Source organism: Pseudomonas sp. R25(2017), assembly GCF_002112565.1.
GTDB classification, from domain to species: domain Bacteria; phylum Pseudomonadota; class Gammaproteobacteria; order Pseudomonadales; family Pseudomonadaceae; genus Aquipseudomonas; species Aquipseudomonas ekonensis.
In genome coordinates, this window is record NZ_NEHZ01000022.1 from 110,106 (window position 1) to 133,088 (window position 22,983).

General features: G+C 64.9%; 13 protein-coding genes. 3 read left to right on the top strand and 10 right to left on the bottom strand.

Annotated features, from left to right (window positions below; genetic code table 11):
* Positions 1-80: 80 nt before the first annotated feature.
* Both CAG31_RS24825 and sohB read right to left on the bottom strand, forming a co-directional pair.
* Complete coding sequence (locus tag CAG31_RS24825) at positions 81-4,937, bottom strand: dermonecrotic toxin domain-containing protein (protein ID WP_085586178.1); 4,857 nt, start codon at positions 4,935-4,937, stop codon at positions 81-83.
* 198 nt (positions 4,938-5,135) lie between these two features.
* Complete coding sequence (gene sohB, locus CAG31_RS24830; RefSeq protein ID WP_085586180.1) at positions 5,136-6,158, bottom strand: protease SohB; 1,023 nt, start codon at positions 6,156-6,158, stop codon at positions 5,136-5,138.
* Between the two features lie 209 nt (positions 6,159-6,367).
* On the opposite strand from sohB, the gene CAG31_RS24835 reads away from it, so the two are divergent.
* Both CAG31_RS24835 and CAG31_RS24840 read left to right on the top strand, forming a co-directional pair.
* Positions 6,368-7,078: a histidine phosphatase family protein gene (locus CAG31_RS24835; RefSeq protein ID WP_085586182.1), complete on the top strand. Its 711-nt coding sequence runs from the start codon at positions 6,368-6,370 to the stop codon at positions 7,076-7,078.
* 57 nt (positions 7,079-7,135) lie between these two features.
* Positions 7,136-7,453: an SCP2 sterol-binding domain-containing protein gene (locus CAG31_RS24840; protein WP_045198572.1), complete on the top strand. Its 318-nt coding sequence runs from the start codon at positions 7,136-7,138 to the stop codon at positions 7,451-7,453.
* Between the two features lie 78 nt (positions 7,454-7,531).
* Here the strand turns inward: CAG31_RS24840 and CAG31_RS24845 are convergent, their stop codons facing one another.
* The 8 genes from CAG31_RS24845 to CAG31_RS24880 form a co-directional block, all read right to left on the bottom strand.
* Positions 7,532-9,103 carry an ABC transporter ATP-binding protein gene (locus CAG31_RS24845; RefSeq protein WP_085586184.1) on the bottom strand — a complete coding sequence of 524 codons (1,572 nt, stop codon included), beginning with the start codon at positions 9,101-9,103 and terminating at the stop codon, positions 7,532-7,534.
* Between the two features lie 14 nt (positions 9,104-9,117).
* Positions 9,118-10,140, bottom strand: coding sequence for an ABC transporter permease (locus CAG31_RS24850; RefSeq protein WP_085586186.1), 1,023 nt, complete (start codon positions 10,138-10,140; stop codon positions 9,118-9,120).
* Entirely contained in the window at positions 10,140-11,204 is a 1,065-nt protein-coding gene (locus CAG31_RS24855; RefSeq protein ID WP_085586188.1) for a microcin C ABC transporter permease YejB, read from the bottom strand. The genes CAG31_RS24850 and CAG31_RS24855 overlap by 1 nt, the downstream gene beginning before the upstream one ends.
* On the bottom strand, positions 11,191-13,041 hold the full coding sequence (locus CAG31_RS24860; RefSeq protein ID WP_085586190.1) for an extracellular solute-binding protein: 1,851 nt from the start codon (positions 13,039-13,041) through the stop codon (positions 11,191-11,193). Before CAG31_RS24860 ends, CAG31_RS24855 begins: the two co-directional genes overlap by 14 nt.
* A 244-nt stretch (positions 13,042-13,285) precedes the next feature.
* Positions 13,286-15,940 (bottom strand): TonB-dependent receptor, encoded by a 2,655-nt coding sequence (locus CAG31_RS24865; RefSeq protein WP_085586192.1) that lies wholly within the window; start codon positions 15,938-15,940, stop codon positions 13,286-13,288.
* A 438-nt stretch (positions 15,941-16,378) separates the two neighbouring features.
* Positions 16,379-19,300, bottom strand: coding sequence for a TonB-dependent receptor (locus tag CAG31_RS24870; RefSeq protein ID WP_085586194.1), 2,922 nt, complete (start codon positions 19,298-19,300; stop codon positions 16,379-16,381).
* Positions 19,301-19,390: 90 nt separating this feature from the next.
* Entirely contained in the window at positions 19,391-20,338 is a 948-nt protein-coding gene (locus tag CAG31_RS24875; protein WP_085586196.1) for a FecR domain-containing protein, read from the bottom strand.
* Positions 20,335-20,844, bottom strand: coding sequence for a sigma-70 family RNA polymerase sigma factor (locus CAG31_RS24880; RefSeq protein ID WP_085586198.1), 510 nt, complete (start codon positions 20,842-20,844; stop codon positions 20,335-20,337). Before CAG31_RS24880 ends, CAG31_RS24875 begins: the two co-directional genes overlap by 4 nt.
* 298 nt (positions 20,845-21,142) lie before the next feature.
* Here CAG31_RS24880 and CAG31_RS24885 point away from each other — a divergent pair, with 298 nt between their 5' ends.
* Entirely contained in the window at positions 21,143-22,861 is a 1,719-nt protein-coding gene (locus tag CAG31_RS24885) for a hydrogenase maturation protein (RefSeq protein ID WP_085586200.1), read from the top strand.
* Positions 22,862-22,983 lie beyond the last annotated feature (122 nt).

Consider the following 22,983-nt stretch of genomic DNA (forward strand, 5'->3'; position numbering starts at 1 on the left):
CTTGTCGCCCGCAAGCGCCGGGCAAAGAAAAACCGTGGCAGGACCACGGTTCGTTCAGGCGCCGACGAGGGCAAGAGCGTTCATCGGAGCCCGGCCGTCGCCGGTTCGGGCAGCGCCAGGCCCGGATGCCGAGCCAGCGCCTCTTGCGTCAGTCGTTGGTACAGGCTCCGGTTTTCATTGCGGAAATTGTCCACGATCGCCATCGTCCTCTGCGTCGCGGCCTCACGCGACAGATCGTTTTGCGTCTCCAGCTCGGCAAACGCTTGGGCGGCGCGTTCCTCCACGCCGAAGAACAGCTCTTGATGGGTCGAATGCAGATACTCCGTCCAGAAAGGCTGGGTATCGATCAGATCAAGCAACGCGGGTGAGTTTTCCGCCTTTACCACTTCTGCGTAAGCCTTGTCCAGTTGCTGCTCGGTCACGTCGACGTCGAACGCGGTGTCGATCGCACTTGGCTGGGCCAACAGTTCCAGGCGGCGCGCCAGCCTGACCCGATAGATCAGGCTCAGTTCCGACGCCTGCCGGCGGCTGAGGGTGTTGTCGCGCAGGCGATTGCCGATCTCGATCTGAGCCTGCCTCTTCAGTTCCTGCAGGCGAAACAGCCCTCGCAGCAACCGCACCAGTTCGCCCTCCAGCGATCGCTCGCCCGTGCGTGCCGCCCTCATGGCGCGATAGCCCAGCACCCTGATCTCCAGATCATTGAACACACTGCCGGCCTCATCGGCGCTGACCCGTCCGATCCGTGCCATGCGAAACAGTTCGCTGCGCAAGCTGTCATCTTCCGCGGCCGCCCGCAGCAGGTTCCAGACGCGAGCGGCCAGGTTCGAATGCTCACGCACGTCATCGGCCGAATCGCGCATCTGATCGAGCACCAGGAAGAAGTCCCGGGAACGTGGATAAGCCGACAACGAGGCCCATGCGGCCTGCATCTGCGCAATGTCCTCCTGCGCCAGCCCGCTCTCCCAATGGGCGCCGGGACCACTGTCGGGCAACAGGTCGACGGGCGGATGGGTATAGTCGACGGTGATCACGCCGAGATTGACGCCGGTGGACTGCTGATATCGGGCAATATCCTCCAGCGCCTTGGCCGACAAAGGATTGCCGTCGATGTTGGTGCCTTGGTTCAGCTCCGTCCGCGCCTTGAAGATCGCGTCCGCCAGCACTTTGATCTGGTTGTCGCGCAGGTCAAGGGTCCGAAGCATCGGATGCTCTTCAAGGCCCGTCGGCCATTCGTCGATTCCGCTGCCGCGCAAGGCCAAATGCTGCAGGTTGCGCATCGAAGCAAAGGACGGCAGCCGCCTGAGGCCGGGGTTGAAACTCAGGTTCAACGATTGCAGATGTTCTTTGGCACCCAATGCGGCCGCTGCCTCTGCCGTCAGGACGATCTGGTTGTCACTCAGGTCCAGGTGGGTCAGGCGCGGCATGTCATGGATCGCCAGGGGCAGCCGGGTCAGGCCGTTTCCGGTCAGGCTCAGCGTGTGCAGGTTCGGGAAGTTTTTCAGAAACGCATTCAGCCCCGCGCTCTCTCCGACGTTGTTCATTTCCAGTGCGCCGATGTGCCTGAAGTCTGCGATGATCGTCGGCAGCGATCCCAGCGGCTGCGCATCGAACGTCAGTCTGTCGAATATTTCAGGGAGCTGCCCGACGGTTCCCGGCTCTTTGCGCCATGCCCGCAGGATCGCCTGCGCAGCCAGGGCTTTGCTGCGCCGGGGAACCGTGTGCCGGGCGTCATCCGCTTTCTGGTAATGGGTTTGGCTGTTTATCCACTGCTCCAGGGTATTGCGCATCTTCAGGTATTGCTGCCTGAGCACTTCGAGGGATCGCGTCGCCAGCACCTCGTCGTCGCCCAGCGTCATCAGAAAACTTTCGATCCGCGCAAGTGAGTGCAAGGGGTACAGTTCACGGGCCCGCTGTCGCAGCGCTGCCACTTCGGCGATCGCGGAGGCGGGAGTCGATTGCTTGAACTCCACCACAGGTTCACCGCGAGGGTCGGCCAATCCCATTGGCGAACGATAACCTGCCCGCCACGACTGCCCGGCCACCAAACGGGCGATATCGTCACGCTGTTGCAGGGCCGACGTGGTGATTTTCCGGCGCAACTGCGCGCCCGACTCGTCTCTCTCGACACCCAGCGCCTTTCTTGCGTGGGCAGGCAGGCTCTGCCACAACGTCTGGAAATAATGCGCGCGGGTGTTCGAGGCGGACTCTGCCAGCAATTGCCCATTGGCATCGACCGCCCGGTAACGCGCCTCAAGCGCCTTGAACGACACTTTGTGCCGGGCTTCGGCCGGGCCCGTCTGGGCCCTGTCACTGGAGGCCGCGTTCTGCTCCGTGATTTCGAAGAACACATCCTCCGGCCAACCCGGCAGCCTGGCCAAGGTGTCGAGCACTATCAGGTCAGTGCTCAAGTCACGCGGAGCATCCAGATAGAGCCCCTCATACGCGCGATTCAAGTTCACCACCTGCGTGTATCGCCGCGCCTCCTCGTCGATGCGCAATGGCAGCTTGCCGGCTTCGAGCTGTTGCCACTCACTGGCGTCGGCATTGAGAACCAACTCATCGGCGACCGCCCCCGGCAATTCGGGGAACGCTTGCTTCACCGCAGCCGCCAACGGTTCACTGCTGATGTCGGTGCGCTCATACAACCGCTCAAACACATTCAGCCGCAAGCGTTCGGCGTCGTTGGCTAGCATTTCCACGAGCGCTGCAGTGTGGCTGGCCGAGTCTTGGGATGTGATGCCCAGCAACCGATGTCGTTGCGGGGCCTTGAGGCCTGCCAACAGCGATGGGTAAAACGTTCCCTTACGCAATAGCTCTTGGCCGAGCCTCAGCTCTTGTTCCGCCGTTGCCGGGCCGTAGCGCTTGAGTTCGTTGCCAAGGCCGTCGACAACGCTCACGGCCGTGTCTCTTGGCCATTTCGCGGAAGCGGTCAGCAGGAACAGTTGCAGGTCAGCATCCGCCGCAGGGGCGGATGTCGGCTTGCCCATCTGCTCGATGAACCGATTGACGGCACTGTCGGCGCTAAATCGCCTGACCGTGTCCTCCAATGTCGCCATCGGCTTGCGGCGTTCGGCAAACAATCGGCGCAGTTGAGGCTCTCCCACGCCGACGACACCCAGAATCTGCGAGGCCTGGGCATCCGGCACACGTTCTGCGCGGTAACCGAGGCGCCGGAACAACGTCAGCGGACTCCAGTCCTGGAACAGCTCGGAGTCGTGCCGCCACGCACCGGCTCCGTTGGTTTCGAGTACCGGCAGATAGCGTTCGGACTGTTGCGGGCGCACTTCCCAGACATTCGTGTCTTTCTTGGGCTGAACCGCAAAGTGATCCGCGCCGATATTCAAGTATCGGTCCTGGCCAAACGTGACAAGCCCCTGCTCGCTCACCTCAAGTCCTTGGGGAAGACTTTGCCTTGCGCGATAAGGCGTAAGGTCGGGCTTCCACAAGCGCATACCCTTGGACGAAATCGGCACCTTGCGCAAGCTCAAGACGAAATCGCTCTGGCGCACGACTTTGAAGAGGCTGCTTCCCCCCTTGGCGGCCGTACCCAGTGCCGCCATCAAGATCAGGTTCTCGATGGTATCGAACAGGCAGTCCGCCGCCAGTTCCTGTTCCCCGGCGGCCCAATGGGAAACCCCTTCGTAGACCGTCGCCAGCAGCTGGATGCCGGCGACGGCGAACAGGACCTCGCCCACTATCGGAACGAATGCCCCCATGAACAGCAACGCATTGATGCCAATGGCCTTGTAGGTTTCGAGCCTCGCCAGCCGGCTTTTCTCATCCTCGTCGTCGGTCGGGACAACGAGCAAGCGGGCATCGGCCAGCACTTTCTCGGCATGCTGTCGATAGATCGCCAGAAACAGGTCGTTGTTGCTTTCGGCGTCCAGGTCAAGTCCATCGACCTGCACGTAATTGTTGCTCCAGAGGGAAACCTTGACTGAAAGGCTCTGATCCAGGCTTCCGAGAAACTCGGCCCGATCCTCCAGTTTGATGAAGCGCATGAAGAACTGGCGGAATGCAGGTGACTTCAAGCGACGGCTCAGCTCTCCCTCGAAGTGGGAGAACGAGGCATATTCCTTCAAGGGGTGCAATGGATCTCCGGGCACGTACACAACACACCGGTAGTCATCATCCTCATGTTCGCTGACGGGCCCGATGAACATCGGGCCATTGAGTGTCGTGTCGAGCATCTTCAGCTGTTGATAGCCCAGGGTGTTCTTGCCCAGGATGATCGACGGCTTGCGCTCGACGACGGACCTCAACATCTCATAGACATCCTTTCCTATATGCCTTTGCATATACGCGAGATGCCGTTCAACCTCAAACCGGTCTTTCAGGCAAGCGACCGCCTTCTTTCGCAGCCTGCCAAGTTGCGTCTTGTTTCCAAAGAACTCAGACACATGGGCCTGATAGCTTTTGCCCAGATCCAGCACACGGCAAAGTTGCGCAAACTCATGGGGCCGGATCGGGAGAATCCTGTGGGGGTGTCCGCTGACCCGTTCCGGAATATAGATCAATGAACTTTCATGATAGTTTTCTGCGCGAGTTTCGCTGAGTTCGAAGTTTTCGCAAGCGGCCCCCAACAGATCGCGGTCGATTGGCAGCACCAGTTTCCTTCTCAGTCCGAGCAGGCTTGAGGTGGAGCGAACATGTTGAAAAATGACGCCTTCAACCTGTACAGGCTCGACCAGCTTTGCCGACAACGCCTTGGCGAGCAGCGGCGCACAAAAACTTTCCGGACTTTTGAAGGCACGCAACTCTTCAAGCACCGCGAATCGGGAACGGAAACCGGATTTCAGACTTCCATACAGCGCCGCCCTGGACTCTTGCGATGATTCCAGCACCCAGGCCGGTATTTGATTCTTCAGCAGGTCGAAGAATACGCCTTGCTGAGCTGGGGTCATCTGCGGAGGGGATTGGGTCTTTTCAACTTCCATGTAAAACAACCTTTCATGCCATTTTGATCAAACAGCTTAAGGTTTAGACATTCATGGAAAAAGCGGGAATACCTGATCATTGAACCGAGTCAGGCAACAACAATATGGAAGTTTGAAATAGATAAGCACCGCACATTCAACACTTGAATGTGTCTGGCGCCCTGTCTGCGACGATGCGGACAAGGCGCCTGACGGGACTCACCAGAACCGTTGCTGGGTCAAGCGGCTCCACCAGTTCAGCAGCACACGGTCCACCGAACCGCTGGCCGCCATGCCGATGCGTTCCTGCAGGCTTTTGCGTTCGGCGTAGTGCAGGTGATACAGCTCCGATTGCCTGGCCCGCTCGGCCAGGTACTCGTCGCTGGTCTTGAGTTCGTCCACCAGTTGCTTGTCCAGCGCGGCGACGCCCAGCCAGATCTCGCCGGTGGCCACCTCGTCGATGGCCAGTTGCGGACGGTAGCGGGCCACGAAGTTCTTGAACAGTTGATGGGTGATGTCCAGATCCTGCTGGAACTTCTCCCGGCCTTTCTCGGTGTTTTCGCCGAACACCGTCAGCGTGCGCTTGTACTCGCCGGCGGTCAGCACCTCGAAGTCGATATCGTGCTTCTTCAGCAGGCGGTTGACGTTCGGCAACTGCGCGACCACACCGATGGAGCCGAGGATCGCGAACGGCGCGCTGATCACCTTCTGGCCAATGCACGCCATCATGTAGCCGCCGCTGGCGGCGACCTTGTCGATGCACACCGTCAGCGGAATGCCGGCCTCGCGGATGCGCGCCAGCTGCGACGACGCCAACCCGTAGCTGTGCACCATGCCGCCGCCGCTCTCAAGGCGCAGCACCACTTCGTCCTTCGGCGTGGCCAGGGTCAGCAACGCGGTGATTTCGTGACGCAGGCTCTCGGTGGCCGACGCCTTGATGTCACCGTCGAAGTCCAGCACGAACACCCGGGGCTTGGTCTCGTGCTGCTTCTTCCGCTTCTTCTCGGCCTTGGCCTGGCCCTTGCGCAGGGCCTTGAGCTGATCCTTGTCGAGCAGGGTCTGCTCCAGGCGCTCGCGCAGCCCTTTATAGAAATCATTGAGCTTGCTGACCTGCAGCTGGCCGGCCGACTTGCGCCGCCCCTTGCTGCGCAATGCGGCGAAACTGGCCAGCACCACCAGAATGGCGACCACCAGGGTCACGGTCTTGGCCAGGAAGCTGGCGTATTCGGTGAAAAACTCCACGGAGGCTCCTTAAAACAAGGCGCGGCTTCAAACGGACGCGCGCGGGATGGCTTCAGCATACCCATGCACCGCCCTGACAGCCAGCGGTGAAACCTCTGGCAACAGGGCTGTAACGGGCATTTCAAACAAGCGTATGTTTTTTCATTGACAGCACCCGATCATCCTCATAACCTCGCCACAACCTTCAACGTGCCGGGATGACAGCGGACGTGGGCAGCATCTATCTGATTCGACATGGCCAGGCCTCCTTCGGCGCAGACGACTACGACGTCCTGTCGCCGACCGGTGTGCGCCAGGCAGAAATCCTCGGCCGGCACCTCGCCGGGCTGGGCGTCAGTTTCGACCGCTGCCTGTCCGGCGACCTGCGCCGCCAGCAGCACACGGCCAACAGCGCGCTGGAACAGTTCGCCGCCGTCGGCCTGCCGGTGCCGACGCTGGAAATCGACCCCGCCTTCAACGAATTCGACGCCGACGCGGTGATCCGCGCCCTGCTCCCGGCCATGCTGCCGGAGGAGCCCGAGGCGTTGGACATCCTGCGCAACGCCGCGCAGAACCGCGGCGAGTTCCAGCGCATCTTCGCGCTGATCATCGAACGCTGGCTGACCGGCACCTACGACACCCCGGGCCTGGAAAGCTGGCTGGCGTTCGTCGACCGGGTACAGGCCGGCCTGCAGCGGATCCTCGAACAGGCGGACAGCACGCAGAAGATCGCCGTGTTCACCTCCGGCGGCACCATCACCGCCCTGCTCCACCTCATTACGCAAATGCCTGCGAAACAGGCCTTTGAGTTGAACTGGCAAATCGTCAACACCTCGCTCAACCAGCTGAAGTTCCGCGGTCGAGAGGTGGCGTTGGCTTCCTTCAACAACCATGCGCACCTGCAACTGTTGAAGGCTCCGGATCTCATCACCTTCCGATGAGCGCCGGTTCGTCGTGACCTGCGCGGTCACTGAAATCACTTGATCAAGGAACACACCATGAGCGATGTAGCAAAAGCTGTCGAAGCAATGAAAGCCAAGTTCAACCCAGCCGCTGCCGCCGGTCTGGATCTGGTCTTCGGTTTCAACATCACTGACGAAGACAAGCACTACGCGCTGATCGTCAAGGATGGCACCTGCGAAATCCAGGAAGGCGAAAACGCCGACGCCAACTGCACCCTGGTGCTGGACAGCGACACCCTCAAAGGCATCGTTTCCGGCGAGACCGACGGCATGCAGGCCTTCATGGGCGGCAAGCTGCGCGTTGAAGGCGACATGATGCTGTCGATGAAACTGTCCGAGCTGTTCCCGGCGTAAGACCGTGGTTCCGCAAGCGCGGAACCTGTCGGACGACCCTCGAATCCCGCCCCTGTGGCGGGATTCGTGCTTTCGGGCTCAGGCAAACGACGCCGCCAGCAATTCCTGCGTATACGCATGCCGCGCCGAGCGAAACAGCTCGGCGGTCTCCCCCCGCTCCACCACCTTGCCGTCCTTCATCACGATCAGGTCATGGGCCAGCGCCCGCACCACCGCCAGGTCGTGGCTGATGAACAGGTAGGTCAGCCCATGTTCCTCCTGCAAGCGCCGCAGCAGCGTGACGATCTGCTTCTGCACCGTGCGATCCAGCGCCGAGGTCGGTTCGTCCAGCAGGATCAGGTCCGGCTTGAGCACCAGCGCCCTGGCGATCGCGATGCGCTGGCGCTGCCCGCCGGAGAACTCGTGGGGATAGCGATGACGCACGGCCGGGTCCAGACCGACTTCCCGCAGCACCTCGATCACCGCCCGCTCGCGCTCGCGCGCGTTCATGGCGGTGTGCACCGACAGGCCCTCGGCGATGATCTGCGCCACGCACAGGCGCGGGCTGAGGCTGCCGAACGGATCCTGAAACACCACTTGCAGGCGCTTGCGCAAGGGCCGCAGCCGTTTGCCGCTCAAGGCCTCCAAGGCCTCGCCCTCGAAACGGATGGTGCCCTCGGCGTCGATCAGGCGCAGGATCGCCTGGCCCAGGGTGGATTTGCCCGAGCCGGATTCGCCGACGATGCCCAGGGTCTTGCCCCGTTGCAGGCGCAGATCGATGCCGTTGACCGCGTGCAGGTACGACGTGGGCCGCAGCCACCCGCCGCCGAGCCTGAAACGCACGTTCAGGTCCCGTACCTGCAGCAGGTCCTCCGTCGAGTCCCGGCACAGCGCCGCGCCGCCGGGTTCGGCGTTGAGCAGTTCGACGCTGTAGGGATGCTGCGGCGTCCGGAACAACTGCTCGCAGAGAGCCTGCTCGACGATCACGCCGCTGCGCATCACCGCCACCCGCTGGGCCAGGTTGCGCACCAGGTTCAGGTCGTGGCTGATGATCAGCAGCGCCATGCCCAACCGCTTTTGCAGCGCCTTGAGCAGCAGGAGGATCTTGCGCTGCACCGTGACATCCAGCGCGGTGGTCGGCTCGTCGGCGATCAGCAACTGCGGCTCGCAGGCCAGCGCCATGGCGATCATCACCCGTTGCCGCTGCCCGCCGGACAGTTGGTGCGGATAGGCCTTCAAGCGTTCACGCGGGTGCTGGATGCCCACCAGTTCCAGCAACTCCACGATCCGCCGCCGCGCCGCCGCCCCCGCCAGCCCCTTGTGCAGCGCCAGGCTCTCGCCCAGTTGCCGCTCGACGGTGTGCAGCGGATTGAGCGAGCTCATCGGCTCCTGGAAGATCATGGCGATGCGGTTGCCGCGCAACTGGCGCAGATAGCGCTCATGAACGCCGAGCAGTTCCTCGCCTTGATAGCGGATGCTGCCGCGCACCTGTGTGGCCGCCGGATCCAGCAATTGCAGGATGCTGTGGGCGGTCACCGACTTGCCGGAACCCGACTCGCCCACCAGCGCCAGGCACTCCCCCGGACGGATGTCGAGGTCGATGCCGTGCACCACCTCCTGGCCGTTGAACGCCACCCGCAGGCCGCGCATTTCAATCAGGTTGTCACCCATGTCAGCTCCTTGATTCATGATCGCGGGTCGAACGCATCGCGGCAGGCCTCGCCGATGAACACCAGCAGCGACAGGATCAGGGCCAACGCGAAGAACGCCGTCAGCCCCAGCCAGGGCGCCTGCAGGTTGTTTTTGCCTTGCCCGATCAGCTCGCCCAGCGACGCGCTGCCGGCCGGCATGCCGAAACCGAGGAAATCCAGCGCCGACAAGGTGGCGACGGCCCCGGTGAGGATGAACGGCAGGTAGGTCAGGGTCGCGCTCATGGCGTTGGGCAGGATGTGCCGCAGCATCACCTGGCCGTCGCCCACGCCCAGCGCCCGCGCCGCCTTCACGTATTCCAGCCCCCGGCTGCGCAGAAACTCGGCGCGCACCACGTCCACCAGGCTGAGCCAGGAGAACAGCGCCATGATCCCCAGCAGCCACCAGAAGTTGGGCTCGACGAACCCGGACAGGATGATCAGCAGGTACAGCACCGGCAGCCCCGACCAGACCTCCAGCAGCCGCTGCCCGAACAGGTCGGTCCAGCCGCCGTAGTAGCCCTGCAGGGCGCCGGCGGCGATGCCGATCAGCGCGCTGGCCGCTGTCAGCGCCAGCGCGAACAGCAGCGAAACCCGCGTGCCGAAGATCATCCGGGCCAGCACGTCCCGCGCCTGGTCGTCGGTGCCCAGCCAGTTGTCCGTGGTCGGCGGGCTCGGCGCAGGTTCGGTGAGGTCGTAGTTGACCGTGTCGAAACCGAACGGGATCGGCGCAAACCACAGGCGCCCGCCCTGCCCCTCGATCAGGCTGCGCACCTGGGCGCTGCGGTAGTCGGGCTGGAACGGCAGCTCGCCGCCGAAGTCCTGTTCGGTGTAGCGCTCGAACGCGGGGAAAAACCAGCGCCCCTGAAACGACACCGCCAGCGGCTTGTCGTTGGCGATCAGCTCGCCGCCCAGGCTCAGGCCGAACAGCGCCAGAAACAGCCACAGCGACCACCAGCCGCGCCGGTGGGCCTTGAACCGCGCCCAGCGGCGCTGTCCGATGGGAGATAGCGTCAGCATCAGGCGGCCCTCGCGTTGAAGTCGATGCGTGGGTCGACCAGCGTGTAGCACAGGTCGCCCGCCAGTTTTATCAGCAGGCCGAACAGGGTGAAGATGAACAGCGAACCGAACACCACCGGATAGTCCCTGGACACCGCCGCTTCGTAGCTCAGGCGCCCGAGCCCGTCGAGGGAGAAGATCACCTCGATCAGCAGCGAACCGCCGAAGAACACCGTCACCAGCGCCTGGGGCAGCCCGGCCACCACCAGCAGCATCGCATTGCGAAACACATGGCCGTACAGCACTTGGCGCTCGCTCAGGCCCTTGGCGCGTGCGGTGACCACGTACAGCCGTGAGATTTCGTTGAGGAAGCTGTTCTTGGTCAGGATCGTCAGCGTGGCGAAGCCACCGATCACCAGGGCCGTCACCGGCAGCACCAGATGCCAGAAGTAGTCGGCGACCTTGCCCCACGGCGTCAGCCCGGCGAAGTTGTCCGAGACCAGCCCGCGCACCGGGAACCAGTCCAGCGCCGTGCCGCCGGCGAACACCACGATCAGCAGCAGGGCAAACAGGAACCCCGGCATCGCATAGCCGACGATGATCGCCACGCTGCTCCAGGCATCGAACGCCGAACCGTTGTGCACGGCCTTACGGATGCCCAGCGGGATCGAGACCAGGTAGGTGATCAGCGTCGCCCACAGGCCGAGGGAAAGGGTCACCGGCAACTTCTGCCGGATCAGCTCCGTCACCGTCGCGCCACGGAAGAAACTCTTGCCGAAATCCAGCTGCGCGTAGCTTTTGAGCATCAGCCACAGGCGTTCGCCGGCGGGCTTGTCGAAACCGTACTGGCGCTCGATGTCCGCCACCAGTTTCGGGTCGAGCCCACGGGTGGCGCGGGATTCGCCGCCGACGGTCTCCACATGGCCGCCCCCCACCGCGTTGCCTGCGCCGATCCCCTGCAAGCGGGCGATGGCCTGCTCCACCGGGCCGCCGGGCGCGGCCTGCACGATGACGAAGTTGACCAGCAGGATCGCCAGCAAGGTCGGCACGATCAGCAGCAGGCGCCGCAGGCTATAACCCCACATGGGCGTACTCCTTTTGCTGTTGCTGCATTTGCGCGGCGGTCAGCGCGGTCGGGCTGATTTCCCACCAGGTGTCGAGGCCGGCGTCGTACAGCGGCGCCACCGCCGGGCGGCCGAAACGGTTCCACCACACCGTGGAGATCCCCGGCGGGTAATAGTTGGGGATCCAGTAGTAGCCCCACTGCAGCACCCGGTCCAGCGCATGGGCGTGACGCAGCAGGCTGGCGCGGCTGTCGGCCTGCACCACGCCTTCGAGCAGCGCATCCACCGCCGGGTCGCGCAGCACCATGTAGTTGTTGGAGCCGGGGTCGTCGGCGCCGTCGGAGCCGAAGTAGTTGAACATCTCCCGGCCCGGCGCCTGGCTCACCGGGTAGCCGGCGACGATCATGTCGTAGTCGCGGCTGCGCACGCGGTTGGTGTATTGCGCGGTGTCCACCTGGCGGATGTCGAAGCCGATGCCGATCTGCGCCAGGTTGCGCTTGAACGGCAGCAGCAGCCGCTCGAAGCCCTTCTGGCCGTTGAGGAAGGTGAAGCGCAGCGGTTCGCCGGCGGCGTTCACCAGTTGGTCGCCGCGGGGTGTCCAACCGGCGGCCTCCAGCAGTTTCAGGGCCTGCAGCTGCTGGGCGCGGACGTTGCCGCTGCCGTCGGTGCGCGGGGCTTGGAACACCTGGGTGAAGACCTCGTCGGGGATCTTGCCGCGCCAGGGTTCGAGGAGCCTCAGCTCTTCGGCGTCCGGCAGCTCCGTGGCCGACAACGCGCTGTGGGAAAAGAAACTGCGCTGGCGCAGGTACAGGCTGCGCATCATCTGCCGGTTGCTCCATTCGAAGTCCCAGAGCATGGCGATGGCCTGGCGCACGCGGCGATCCTGGAACACCGGCTTCTGCAGGTTGAACACAAAACCCTGGGTGCCTTGGGCGGCGCCCGGCGCCAAGTGTTCGCGCAACAGCCTGCCCTGATCCAGCGCAGCGCCGGCATAGCCGATGGTGTAGCTGGTGGCCGAGAACTCGCGGTTGTAGTCGAAGCCGCCGGCCTTGAGCACCTGGCGCGACACGTCGGTGTCGGCGAAGAACTCCACGCTCAGCCGGTCGAAATTGTAGAGCCCGCGGGTGATCGGCAAGTCCTGGCCCCACCAATCCTTGACCCGCTCGAACGTCACGCTGCGCCCGGCATCCACCGCGCTGACCCGGTACGGGCCGCTGCCCGGCGGAATCTCGAAACCGCCGCCGTCGGCGAAGTCGCGGGTGCGCCACCAGTGCTCCGGCAGCACCGGCAACGTCGCCAGATCCAGCGGCAAGGTGCGGCTTTCGTTGTTGCGGAACACGAACCGCACCTGGGTCGGGGACTCGACCACGACCTCGGCGACGTCACGGAACTGCTGGCGGTACTTAAGGCTGCCCTGGGTGGTGAACAGCTCGTAGGTGTAGCGCACGTCCTCGGCGGTGATCGGGCTGCCGTCGTCGAAACGGGCCTTGGGGTTGAGGTAGAAGCGCAGCCAGCGGCGGTCGGCGTCCAGCTCCATGCGCTGCGCCACCAGGCCGTAGACGCTGTAGGGTTCGTCCTTGCTGCGGTAGGCCAGCGGCGCGTACAGCCAGCCGTCGATGTCGGCGACGCCGGTGCCCTTGTCGACATAGGGCACGAGGTGGTCGAACGGACCGCTCTCCAGCGAAGAGCGGCGCAACGAGCCGCCCTTGGGCGCGTCGGGGTTGGCGTAGGCCAGGTGCTGGAAGTCCGGTGCGTACTTGGGCGGTTCGCCGTAGACCGTGAGGGCGTGCTGCGGGGCGGCCCAGGTCACGGGACTCAGCAGCAGGCCGAACGCCAGGAGGCGGTGTCTGGAAAGCATGGGGCAGATCCTTGTCGGCGGGTCGGCTGTCCCGGCCCCATCGCGGGCAAGCCCGCTTCCACAGGTATCGGGTGACGACTGAATCTTTGGTCATCACAAAACACTGTGGGAGCGGGCTTGCCCGCGATGGGGCCCGAACAGCCACCGCAAATCCCACCTGCCTGTGATGTGCAACAGGCAGGCATTTTTTATAGGGCAGGCCTTAGATCGAATCGTCACTAAAACCCGCCCTCTCCTGTCATTCTCAAAACCTGTAGCTGAGCCGCGTGTACAGCGTGCGCCCGAACGGGTCGCCGTACTTGGGGTCGTACCCGCTCTGGAACGTGTAGGTCTGGTTGCTGAACGGCGGCTCGCGGTCGAACAGGTTCTTCACCCCCAGAGTCACGCCCAGGGTCTTGCGCCAGGTGTAGGTGCCGGCCAGGTCCCACACGTTGTACGAACCGACGTAGTCGTGGGCCTCGCGGTCCGAGTCGTGGTAGCCGCTGGTGTAGCGGTTGGTCAGGCTGGCGCCGAACGGGCCGTAGCTCCACGTGCCGGTCAGGCTGTGGCGCCAGCGAGCCACGGCGCCGGCCGAGGCGAAATCGCCGCCGCGAAAGTCGCCGAGCTTGTCGATGTAGTCGCCCTTGAGCTGCTGCTGGTAGTCGTAGCGGCTGACGTAGGTGCCTTGCAGCCCGATGCCGAACTCGCCGAACGGGGTGCTCGGCAGGCGGTAGTCGAAGCTGACGTCGACGCCGTTGGTCTTGATCTTGCCGAGGTTGGCCAGGCCCGTGACGACGTGGTCGATGGAGCCGTCGGGCTTGCGGATCAAACGGTCCGGGTACAGTTCCGGGTTCTCGAACACGGCCGATTCCGGGAATTCGGCGATCTGGTTGGCGATGTCGATCCACCAGAAGTCCAGCCCCGTGGTCAGGCGGTCGAGCGGCTGGTAGACGAAGCCCAGGGTGACGTTGCGCGCGGTTTCCGGGTTCAGCTCGGTGTTGCCGCCGGAGCTGCGGAAGAACTGCTGGGCGCAGTCGCGGTTGGCGATCCCGCCGTTGCTCGGCGTGCCGCCGGCGCACAGGCGCGGGTCGTTGTAATTGGCGTTGGTGAACGAGGTGAAGGTCGGGTTGTACAGCTCATACAGCGACGGCGCGCGGAACCCTTCGCTGTAGGCGCCGCGCACCACCAGTTGCTTGAACGGCTGGAAACGGAACGAATACTTGGGGTTGGTGGTGCTGCCGAAGTCGCTGTACTTGTCGTGCCGCACGGCGGCGGACAGTTCCAGGCTGTCGAGCACCGGCACGTTGACCTCGGCGTACTGCGCCGAAACGCTGCGGTCGCCCGCCACGCTGCCGTTCGGGTCGACGCCCAGGCTCTGCACGTCGCCGGCGAACGGGGCGAAGTCCTGGTGGAAATCTTCCTTGCGGTACTCGCCGCCCAGGGCCAACGCCGAGGGGCCTGCGCCGAACCAGTCGCCGATCTCGCGGCTGACCCGCCCGTCGATGGCCTTCACCCGTCCCACGGCGGTGCCGTAGTCGCCGTCCACCGCGTTGGCCGCCAGCAACGCGGCACCGGCGGCGGTCTGCGGGCCGAACGGGTTGATCACGCCGTCGGCGATGCCCTGGCTCACGGCGCGGTCGTTCACATAACCGCTGCGGATGGTGTTGACCACCTTGTTCTGGTTGTACGAGGCGCCGAGGTTGTAGTCCCAGCCGGCCACGCTGCCGTCGAAGCTCAGCAGCAGGCGCTGGCCGGTGTTGTCGTCCTCGTGCCGGCGGGCACCGACGGCGGTCTCGCGCCAGTTGACGTCCACCGCCTGGGTCGGGTCGAGGGCGAAGCCTGTGGGCCCCGGCGTGATGCCGTTGCCCGGATAGAACGCGGTGCCGGGGTTGACCTGGTTGCCCATCAGCGTGCCGGGGCCGATCTGCGTGCGGTTCTCGTTGCGCGCCCAGAAGTATTCGAGGCTGACGTTGTGCTCGTCCGCCAGCTTGCCGGTGGCCTTGGCGAAGGCCGAGGTCTTTTCGGTCTCCGGCACCAGGTCCAGGTAGCTCCACAGGCTTTGGCGGCAGATGCCGTTGCGCGCCAGCAGCCCCGGCGCGTTGCAGCCGGAACCGGCCAACGGGTTGGTGGCGTTGCCGCCCTGGCTCCAGTTGGCCGGCGAGGCGGTGCCGGAGGTGTAATCGAGTCCCCGGCCAGGTTGGTAGTTGTAGGTGTAGCTACGGTCCTTGGCGGCCAGGCGCTCCTGCTTGTCGTGGCTGACCACGCCGAAGACGTTGAAGCGGTCTTCCTGCAGGTCGCCGAAGCCCCAACTGCCGCTGACGTTGCGGCTCTCTCCGCCGCCGGCGTGGGTGGGGGTTTCGTAGCTGGTGCTGATCTGGCCTTCGGTGAGGCTGCTCTTGGTGATGAAGTTGATCACCCCGCCGATGGCGTCGGTGCCGTACAGCGCCGACGCGCCGTCGCGCAGCACTTCCACCCGGTCGATGGCGGCGAACGGAATCGTGTTGAGGTCGACGCCGGAACCGTTGATCGAACTGGTGGCGTTGTTGCTCAGGCGCCGGCCGTTGAGCAGCACCAGCGTCTTGTTCGGGCCGATGCCGCGCAAGTCCGCATAGGACGCCCCGCCGCTGCTGGAGCCCACCGAACGTCCGGAGCCGACCGAGGATTGGTTGGCGGAGATGCGGTTGACCAGCTCCTCGGTGGTGGTGACGCCCTGCTCGCGCAACGTTTCGGCCCGCAGGACCGTGACCGGCACGGCGGTTTCGGCATCGACCCGGCGGATCGCCGTGCCGGTGACTTCGACCCGTTGCAGTACCGGTGTCGGTGCGGATTCCGCGCTGTCGGCGGCCACCGCCGGCAACGTGTGGATCGCCAGCAGCAAGGCCAGGCTCAAAGGGGATTTGACGGGTGAAAACTGGATCATGAACAGCCATCCCTGCGTTTTGGTTTATGCAGGGATGTGTGATGGGCGGCGGGGTTTTATAGGGGACGGGTTAGACCGATGGGTGATGAGGTTATGCCGGTTTCGATGGCGCCTGATCCACCGCCATTGCCAGCAGGCTGGCTCCCACAGGGGATCCCCGGTGCCCGCAAAATCCAGGTACACCACAAAAACCTGTAGGAGCTTGCCTGTAAGCGATGAGGCCAGCACTGCCGACATCTTTATTGCCTGATCCACCGTCATCGCTGGCAAGCCAGCTCCCACAGGTTTTGTGGTGTACCTAGATCCTGTAAACACCTGGGCTCCCACAGGTTTTTGTGGTGTACCTGGATCCTTTAAACACCTGAAATACCTGTGGGAGCTGGCTTGCCAGCGATGAGGCCGGCACTGCCGACATCACCAGCACCTGCCTCAGCACCGTCAACTACCGAAGTGATAACTCACATCCAGCCACCACTGCCGCCCATACGGGTCATAGTTGCCGGTCGGGTAGTACGGCCAGCCCGCCGAGTCGTCGTGCTTGACCTGGTTGAGCAGGTTGTTCACGGTCAGCCCCACGCTCGCCCGGTCGTTGAGCCGGTAGCGGGCGCTGGCGTTGAACACGGTCCAGGGCGAGAGTCGGCCGTCGCCCGCGCCGTTGGTGACCGAGCCGTAGCGGATGCCCATCAGCGTCGCCGTGGCCTTTTGGTAGTCCCAGGTCAGACTGGCGTTGACCTTGCTGCGCCAGTCGTAGTTGGTGCGCGAGGTGCGCCAGTCCTGGGTCGGGGCCTCGTCCGATTCCTTGTAGTAGTGCGACAGCACCAGGGTGTAGCCCAGCGCCGAGCTGAACGCGCCGTACTGCCCCGCGCCCCAGCGGATGTTGCTCTTGAAGTCCAGGCCGCTGACCCGCTCACTGGCGGCGTTGATCGCGTTCACCCTCACCCGCTTCAACTGGTTGGGGTCGACGGCCGCATTGCCCGGATTGCGGTCGATCCGCGCCAGCGTCGATTGGCAGTTGGCCGAGTTGATGTCCTGGGTGCCGTTGCGGCATTCGTTCTCTTCCTGCAGCAGACGGTTCTCGTCCACCGTGGTCAGCAGGTCGTCGATCTCCACCCGCCAGAAGTCCGTGGAGAAATCGAAGTTGCGCGACGGCGACCAGACGAACCCGTAGGTCCACGACTTGCCGCGCTCGGACGCCAGGTCCGCCGTGCCGCTCTGGGTGTAGTCGACCCGTCCGCGGTCGCAGGCGCCCTCCACGCCCTGGCTGCACCCGTAGTAGTCGATCTGCGCCGGGTAGTAGCCGTTGCTGTCGGACTGGTAGATGTAGTTCAGGTCCGGCGCGCGGAAACTGGTGCCGTAGCTGCCGCGCAGCAACAGGCTGGTGACCGGGCGCCACTCAAGCCCCAGGTTGTAGGTCTTCTGCTGCTCGGTGCGGCCGCTGAACTTGTATTGGTCCCAGCGCCCCGCCGCCGTCGCCAGCACCGTATCGGTGACCGGGATGCTGAACTCGCCGCCCGCCGCATAGCGCTTGCGCGAGCCGCCGGAACGCTGGCTCGGGGTGGTGTTGTAGAAGCTGCCGTCGTTGAGGCTGTCGTCCGGGTCGATGCGGTATTCCTGCTTGCCCGCCTCCAGCACGCCGGCGAACCCCACGGGGCCGGCGGGCAGGTCGAACAGCTCGCCGTTGACCGACGCGTTGTAGCTGGTCGACACCGACTTGCTGCTCTGGGTCAGGTTGCCGCGAAACTGCTCCCATTCCTGGGGCGTCAGCGGCCGGTCGAGCCGCGAGGCGTCCGGCGCGAACACCGGGTAGCCACCCTGGGTGCCCAATTGCGGGCCCAGGTAGAAGTCCTGGATCGACGCGCGCGGCGTGTAGCGGGTGGTGCGCACGCTCTTGTATTCGGAACGGTTGGCCGCCAGCTCATAGTTCCAGCCGGTGTCGGCGATCTTGTCCGACAGGCCCAGGGTGCCGGTCCAGGACGTGTCGCGCCATTTGCTGTTGTTGCTGGTGCGCCCGCCGATCTCCTCCTCGCCGAAGCGTCGGAACCAGCGCTCCAGGTTGCCGGTGTTCTGGTTGATGAAGTCCGGCGAGGTGAAGGTCGGGCCCCGGGTGTTGTTCTGGATGTGGTCGAGCCCGTACATCAGGTCGGCGTACACCTGGCCGCTGTCGCTGAAATGCCAGGTGCCACGGGTGTAGCCGTCGTAGTTTTCCTTTTGTGTCTGGATCGTCCAGTAGTCGTTGTACATCTGGTCGGTGCGGCAACGGCCGGCGTTGTTGAGCAGCTTGTTGTCGAACACGCCCTGATAGGCACCGCAACCCGGCCCCAGGTAACGGCCGCTGCCCAGGTCGCGCCGATAGCCGACATCCGTCAGCGGCCCGCTCTGCATGAAGCCGCGGTCGTCGGCCCAGATCGGGTCGCGGTTCGTCAGTTCGAGGCCGAACAGCCCGTCGAAGTCGCCCCAGCTGCCGCCGCCGCTGATCTGCAGGCGTTGGTTGTCGCCGCCGCCGCGCTCGCTGGTGCCGCCCTTGAGGTTGACGTCGACGCCGTCGATCTTGTCCTTGAGGATGATGTTCACCACTCCGGCGATCGCATCGGAACCGTAGATCGCCGACGCGCCGCTGCTGAGGATCTCGATGCGTTCGATCACCGCCGACGGAATGTTCGCAAGGTTGGTGAAGTTGACCTTGCCGTCGTACGGCGTCGGGTAGTCGGCCACCCGCCGGCCGTTGATCAGCACCAGCGTGTGGTTGGGCCCAAGGCCCCGCAGGTTGAGGGCGCTGGCCGCCGGTTGCCAGGTGTTGCCGTAATCCTCGCCCTGGGTCATGCCGGTGTTCTGCGTCTGGGTCGCCAGGGCGTCGTAGACATTCTTGTAGCCCCGCGCTTCCATCTCTTGGTGGGTGATGACGTTGACCGGCGTGGCGCCGTCGGACTGCGCCCGGGCGATCCGCGAGCCGGTGACCGTGACCTTCTCCAAGCGGTAGTCGGCGCTGGCGGCAGGCGCCGCAGAGACTGCCTTGACCGGTGCGGCGACCGGCCCGTCGGCTTCTCGCACCGTCAGTCCCTGCGCGCTCTGCTCCACTTGCAGGCCGCTGCCCAGCAGCGCTTTCTCGACGGCCTGACGGCCGCCCAACGCACCGCGCACGACGCCGCTGCGCTTGCCCTGCACCAGGTTCTGGCTGAAGGAAATCGGCACGCCGGACTGGCGCGAGATGTCCAGCAGCACCTCATCGAGCGGGCCGGCGGCGATGTCGAAGGTGAACACCTGGGCGGCCGCTTCCGCGGACACGGCCGGCAACGGCGCGATCCCCATCGCCAAGGCGGCGGCCAGCGTCAGTCGAGGCAATTGTTGTGTGAATGAGTACATCGAAGGGCTTCCCTGTTGAAGGCATCTGCAGGGAATGAGCAGCGGGCCGGCGGTTTTTATAGGGGCTGGGTAGACCGGGAAGTTATGGCGCTATAACCGCGCGCCGATGCTGACCCAGTACGGGTTGTGCCAGGTCACGCGGATCGGCAGGGAACGTTCGAGCAACTGCAGGGTGCGGTCGCTGTCGTCCAGCGGGTACAGGCCGCTGAGGCGCAGCCCGGCCACCTCCGGACTCAGGCTCAGGACGCCGCGCCGGTAGCCGCGCAGGCTGTCGATGACCTCGCTCAAGGAACGGTCGCGCACTTCCAGCCGGCCTTGCACCCAGGCGGTTTCATAGCCTTTGCTGCGCTCCAGGGCGAGGATTTCCCGGTCGTTGAACAGCAGGCTCTCGCCCGCCTCCACCCCCTGCCGGACGCCGCCGGCGGTGACCACTTCGACCTGGGAATGCAGCATCACCAGCCGCGTCGCCTCCTCGGTGCGCTGCACCATGAACGACGTGCCTAGGGCGCGCATGCGGCCGTGCTCGGTCTCGACCACAAAGGGCCGGGGTTGGCGGGCGGCCACCTCCACCAGCAACTCACCGCTGCGCAGGGCCAGCCGGCGCTCGGCCGCGTCGAACCGCGGCACCGCGCGGCTGCGGGCATTGAGGGTCAGTGCACTGCCGTCGGCGAGGGTGAACCCGCGCCGCTCACCGGTGCCGGTCGCCAGTTCCCCGGCTTCGGGCAGCCAGCCGTAGCGCCGGCCCAACAGCCCGGCCAGCAGCGCAACGCCCAACACGCTCAGGCTGCCGCTGACGAACCGTCGGCGGCTGGACGGCGCATTGAGGCTGTGCAGCAGGCTGTCGCGGGGCATGCCGCGCAGGTTGGGGTTGCGCAGCAGGTTCAGGCCGCCGCCCATCTGTTCGATGATCTGACCGTGCCGGGGGTCGGCCGCACGCCAAGCCTCGAAGGCGGCACGCTCCTGCAGGCTCACGTCGCCCGACTGCAGCAGCGCCATCCACTGCGCCGCCTCGTCGATCAGGGTCTCGTCGGGTCTCATGCCTGCATCGCCTGATAGCAGCGCTTGAAGGCCTCGATCATGTATTGCTGCACGCGGCTGGTGGACACGCCCAGCCGTTCGCCGATCTGGCTGTACGTCAGGCCGTCGAGCTGATGGTAGAGAAACGCCGCCTTGGCCTTGGCGGACAGGCCGTTGAGCAAGCGGTCCACCGCCAGCAGCGCCTCAATGACCAGTGCCCGCTCCTCCGGCGACGGGTGCACCGGCTCCGGCGCCAGCGCCAGGCTTTGCAGGTAGGCGCGCTCCAGATCCTGTCGACGCCAGCCGTCATACACCAGCCGCCTGGCGATGGTGGTCAGCAGCGCGCGGGGCTCGCGGATGGCCAGCGGGTCGGGCAGCGCCAGCACCCGCAGGAAGGTTTCCGAAGCGATGTCCTGCGCACTGTGCGGGCAACCGAGGGTGCGGTCCACCGCCGTGCACAGCCAGCGGTAATCCTGTTGGAACATCCGGCCCACGGCCTGGTGATGCGGGTTGAGACTGCCACCCATGCCTTGCTCCCTGAAACGGGCTCCACCCGCTGCGAAAATCCTTGGTTCTGCCGGCATCGTCCGGCGGTGATCAGGGGAGCGACTGTGCAATAGCGCTGGAGACATTTGAAGTAATAAAAAATCAGGATCCTAAAACTATTGAGAATAAGGCAGTTCGTCGCCACGGAAACCTCCCCTCACAGAACGTTGACTTCGGTCACTGGCGCCCGCCACGCCAGTCTCTAACCTTGCGCCTCCATCGACAGCCACGGACGGCTCATCGGGAGCCCGCGGCCGACCCATTCAAGGAAGAGCAACCATGCGATCACTCAACATCATTCTGCTGTCGTCGGCGTTCAACGGCCTGACCCAACGGGCCTGGCTGGAACTGCGCCAGGCCGGCCATTCGCCGAGCGTGGTGCTGTTCACCGACGAAGCCTCCGTGTGCGAACAGATCGAAAACAGCGGCGCGGACCTGGTGATCTGCCCGTTCCTGAAAGACCGCGTGCCGCAGTCGCTGTGGAGCGATGCGCAACGCCCCGTGGTGATCATCCACCCCGGCATCGTCGGCGACCGCGGCGCCAGTGCCCTGGATTGGGCCATCACCAATGAGCTGCAGACCTGGGGCGTCACCGCCCTGCAAGCGGTGGAGGAAATGGACGCCGGTCCCGTCTGGGCCACCTGCGAATTCAACCTGCCGGCGGGCCTGCGCAAGTCCGAGCTGTACAACGGCCGGGTCAGCGATGCGGCGATCCGCTGCATCCGCGAGGTGGTGGAGAAGTTCATCGCCGGGTTCGAGCCGGTGCCGCTGGACTACAACGACCCCAAAGTGCGCGGCAGCCTGCAACCGAACATGAAACAGGCCGACCGCACGTTCAGCTGGCACGACTGCGCGCGGTTCATCAAACGCTGCATCGATGCCGCCGACGGCCAGCCCGGCGTGCTGGCCAGCCTGGCCGGCGGTCAGTACTACGTGTACGACGCCCACCTGGACAGCCGCACCGGCCGTCCCGGCGAGATTCTGGCGGTGCATGACGACGCCGTGCTGGTGGCCACCGGCGACCAGAGCCTGTGGATCGGCTCGCTGCGGCTCAAGCCGCAACCGGGCGAGGAGACCTTCAAGCGGCCGGCGCGGCATGTGCTGGCGGGGCAACTGGCGAAGGTGCCGGTGCTCGACTGGTCGATCGCCGACGCGCCGTTCAGCGACGAGGCGTACCAACCGATCCGCTACCGCGAGTCCGGCAAGGTCGGCGAACTGACGTTCGAGTTCTACAACGGCGCCATGAGCACCGAACAGTGCGGGCGCATGGTCCGGGCGCTGCGCTGGGCCAAGTCCCGCGACACCCAGGTGTTGCTGATCAGGGGCGGTCGCGGCAGTTTCTCCAACGGCGTGCACCTGAACGTGATCCAGGCCGCGCAGGATCCGGGGGCCGAAGCCTGGGCGAACATCCAGGCCATCGACGACGTCTGCGCCGAACTGCTCGATGCGCGGCAACTGGTGGTCAGCGGTGTGACCGGCAACGCCGGCGCCGGCGGTGTGATGCTGGCGCTGGCCGCCGACATCGTGTTCGCCCGCGCCGACATCGTGCTCAACCCGCACTACAAGAGCATGGGCCTGTACGGCTCGGAATACTGGACCTACAGCCTGCCCCGCGCCGTCGGCCCGGCCATGGCCGAGCGACTGACCCAGGCCTGCCTGCCGGTCAGCGCCGTCCAGGCCCAGCAACTGGGCATGGTGCAGGAGATCGGCCCGCGCTGCCCGGACGAGTTCGGCCTGTGGCTGCTGCAACGGGCCCACGGCGCCCTGACCGACCCGACCTACGCCGCCGTGCGCGAGCGCAAGCTGCGCACCGACCATGAACTGATCCGCCGCTGCCGCGAGGCCGAGCTGCAAGAGATGCAGGAAGACATGCTGTACAACCGCAACCAGTTCGCCGAGAAATGCCGCAACTTCGTGCTCAAGCGCAAGACCTGCTGCACCCCGGCCCGGCTGGTGGAGGACTGGGCACGGGTGCGCGAGGCCGAACTGGCCGGCTGACCCATCGGGCCCCATCGCCAGCAGGCTGGCTTGTATGCTGGTACTTGAAGGGAGGAGGAGGGACTAGGCTGGATTCTGACTGTTGACGCAGTACAGACCGTGGGAGATTTCGCCCCTTCCTC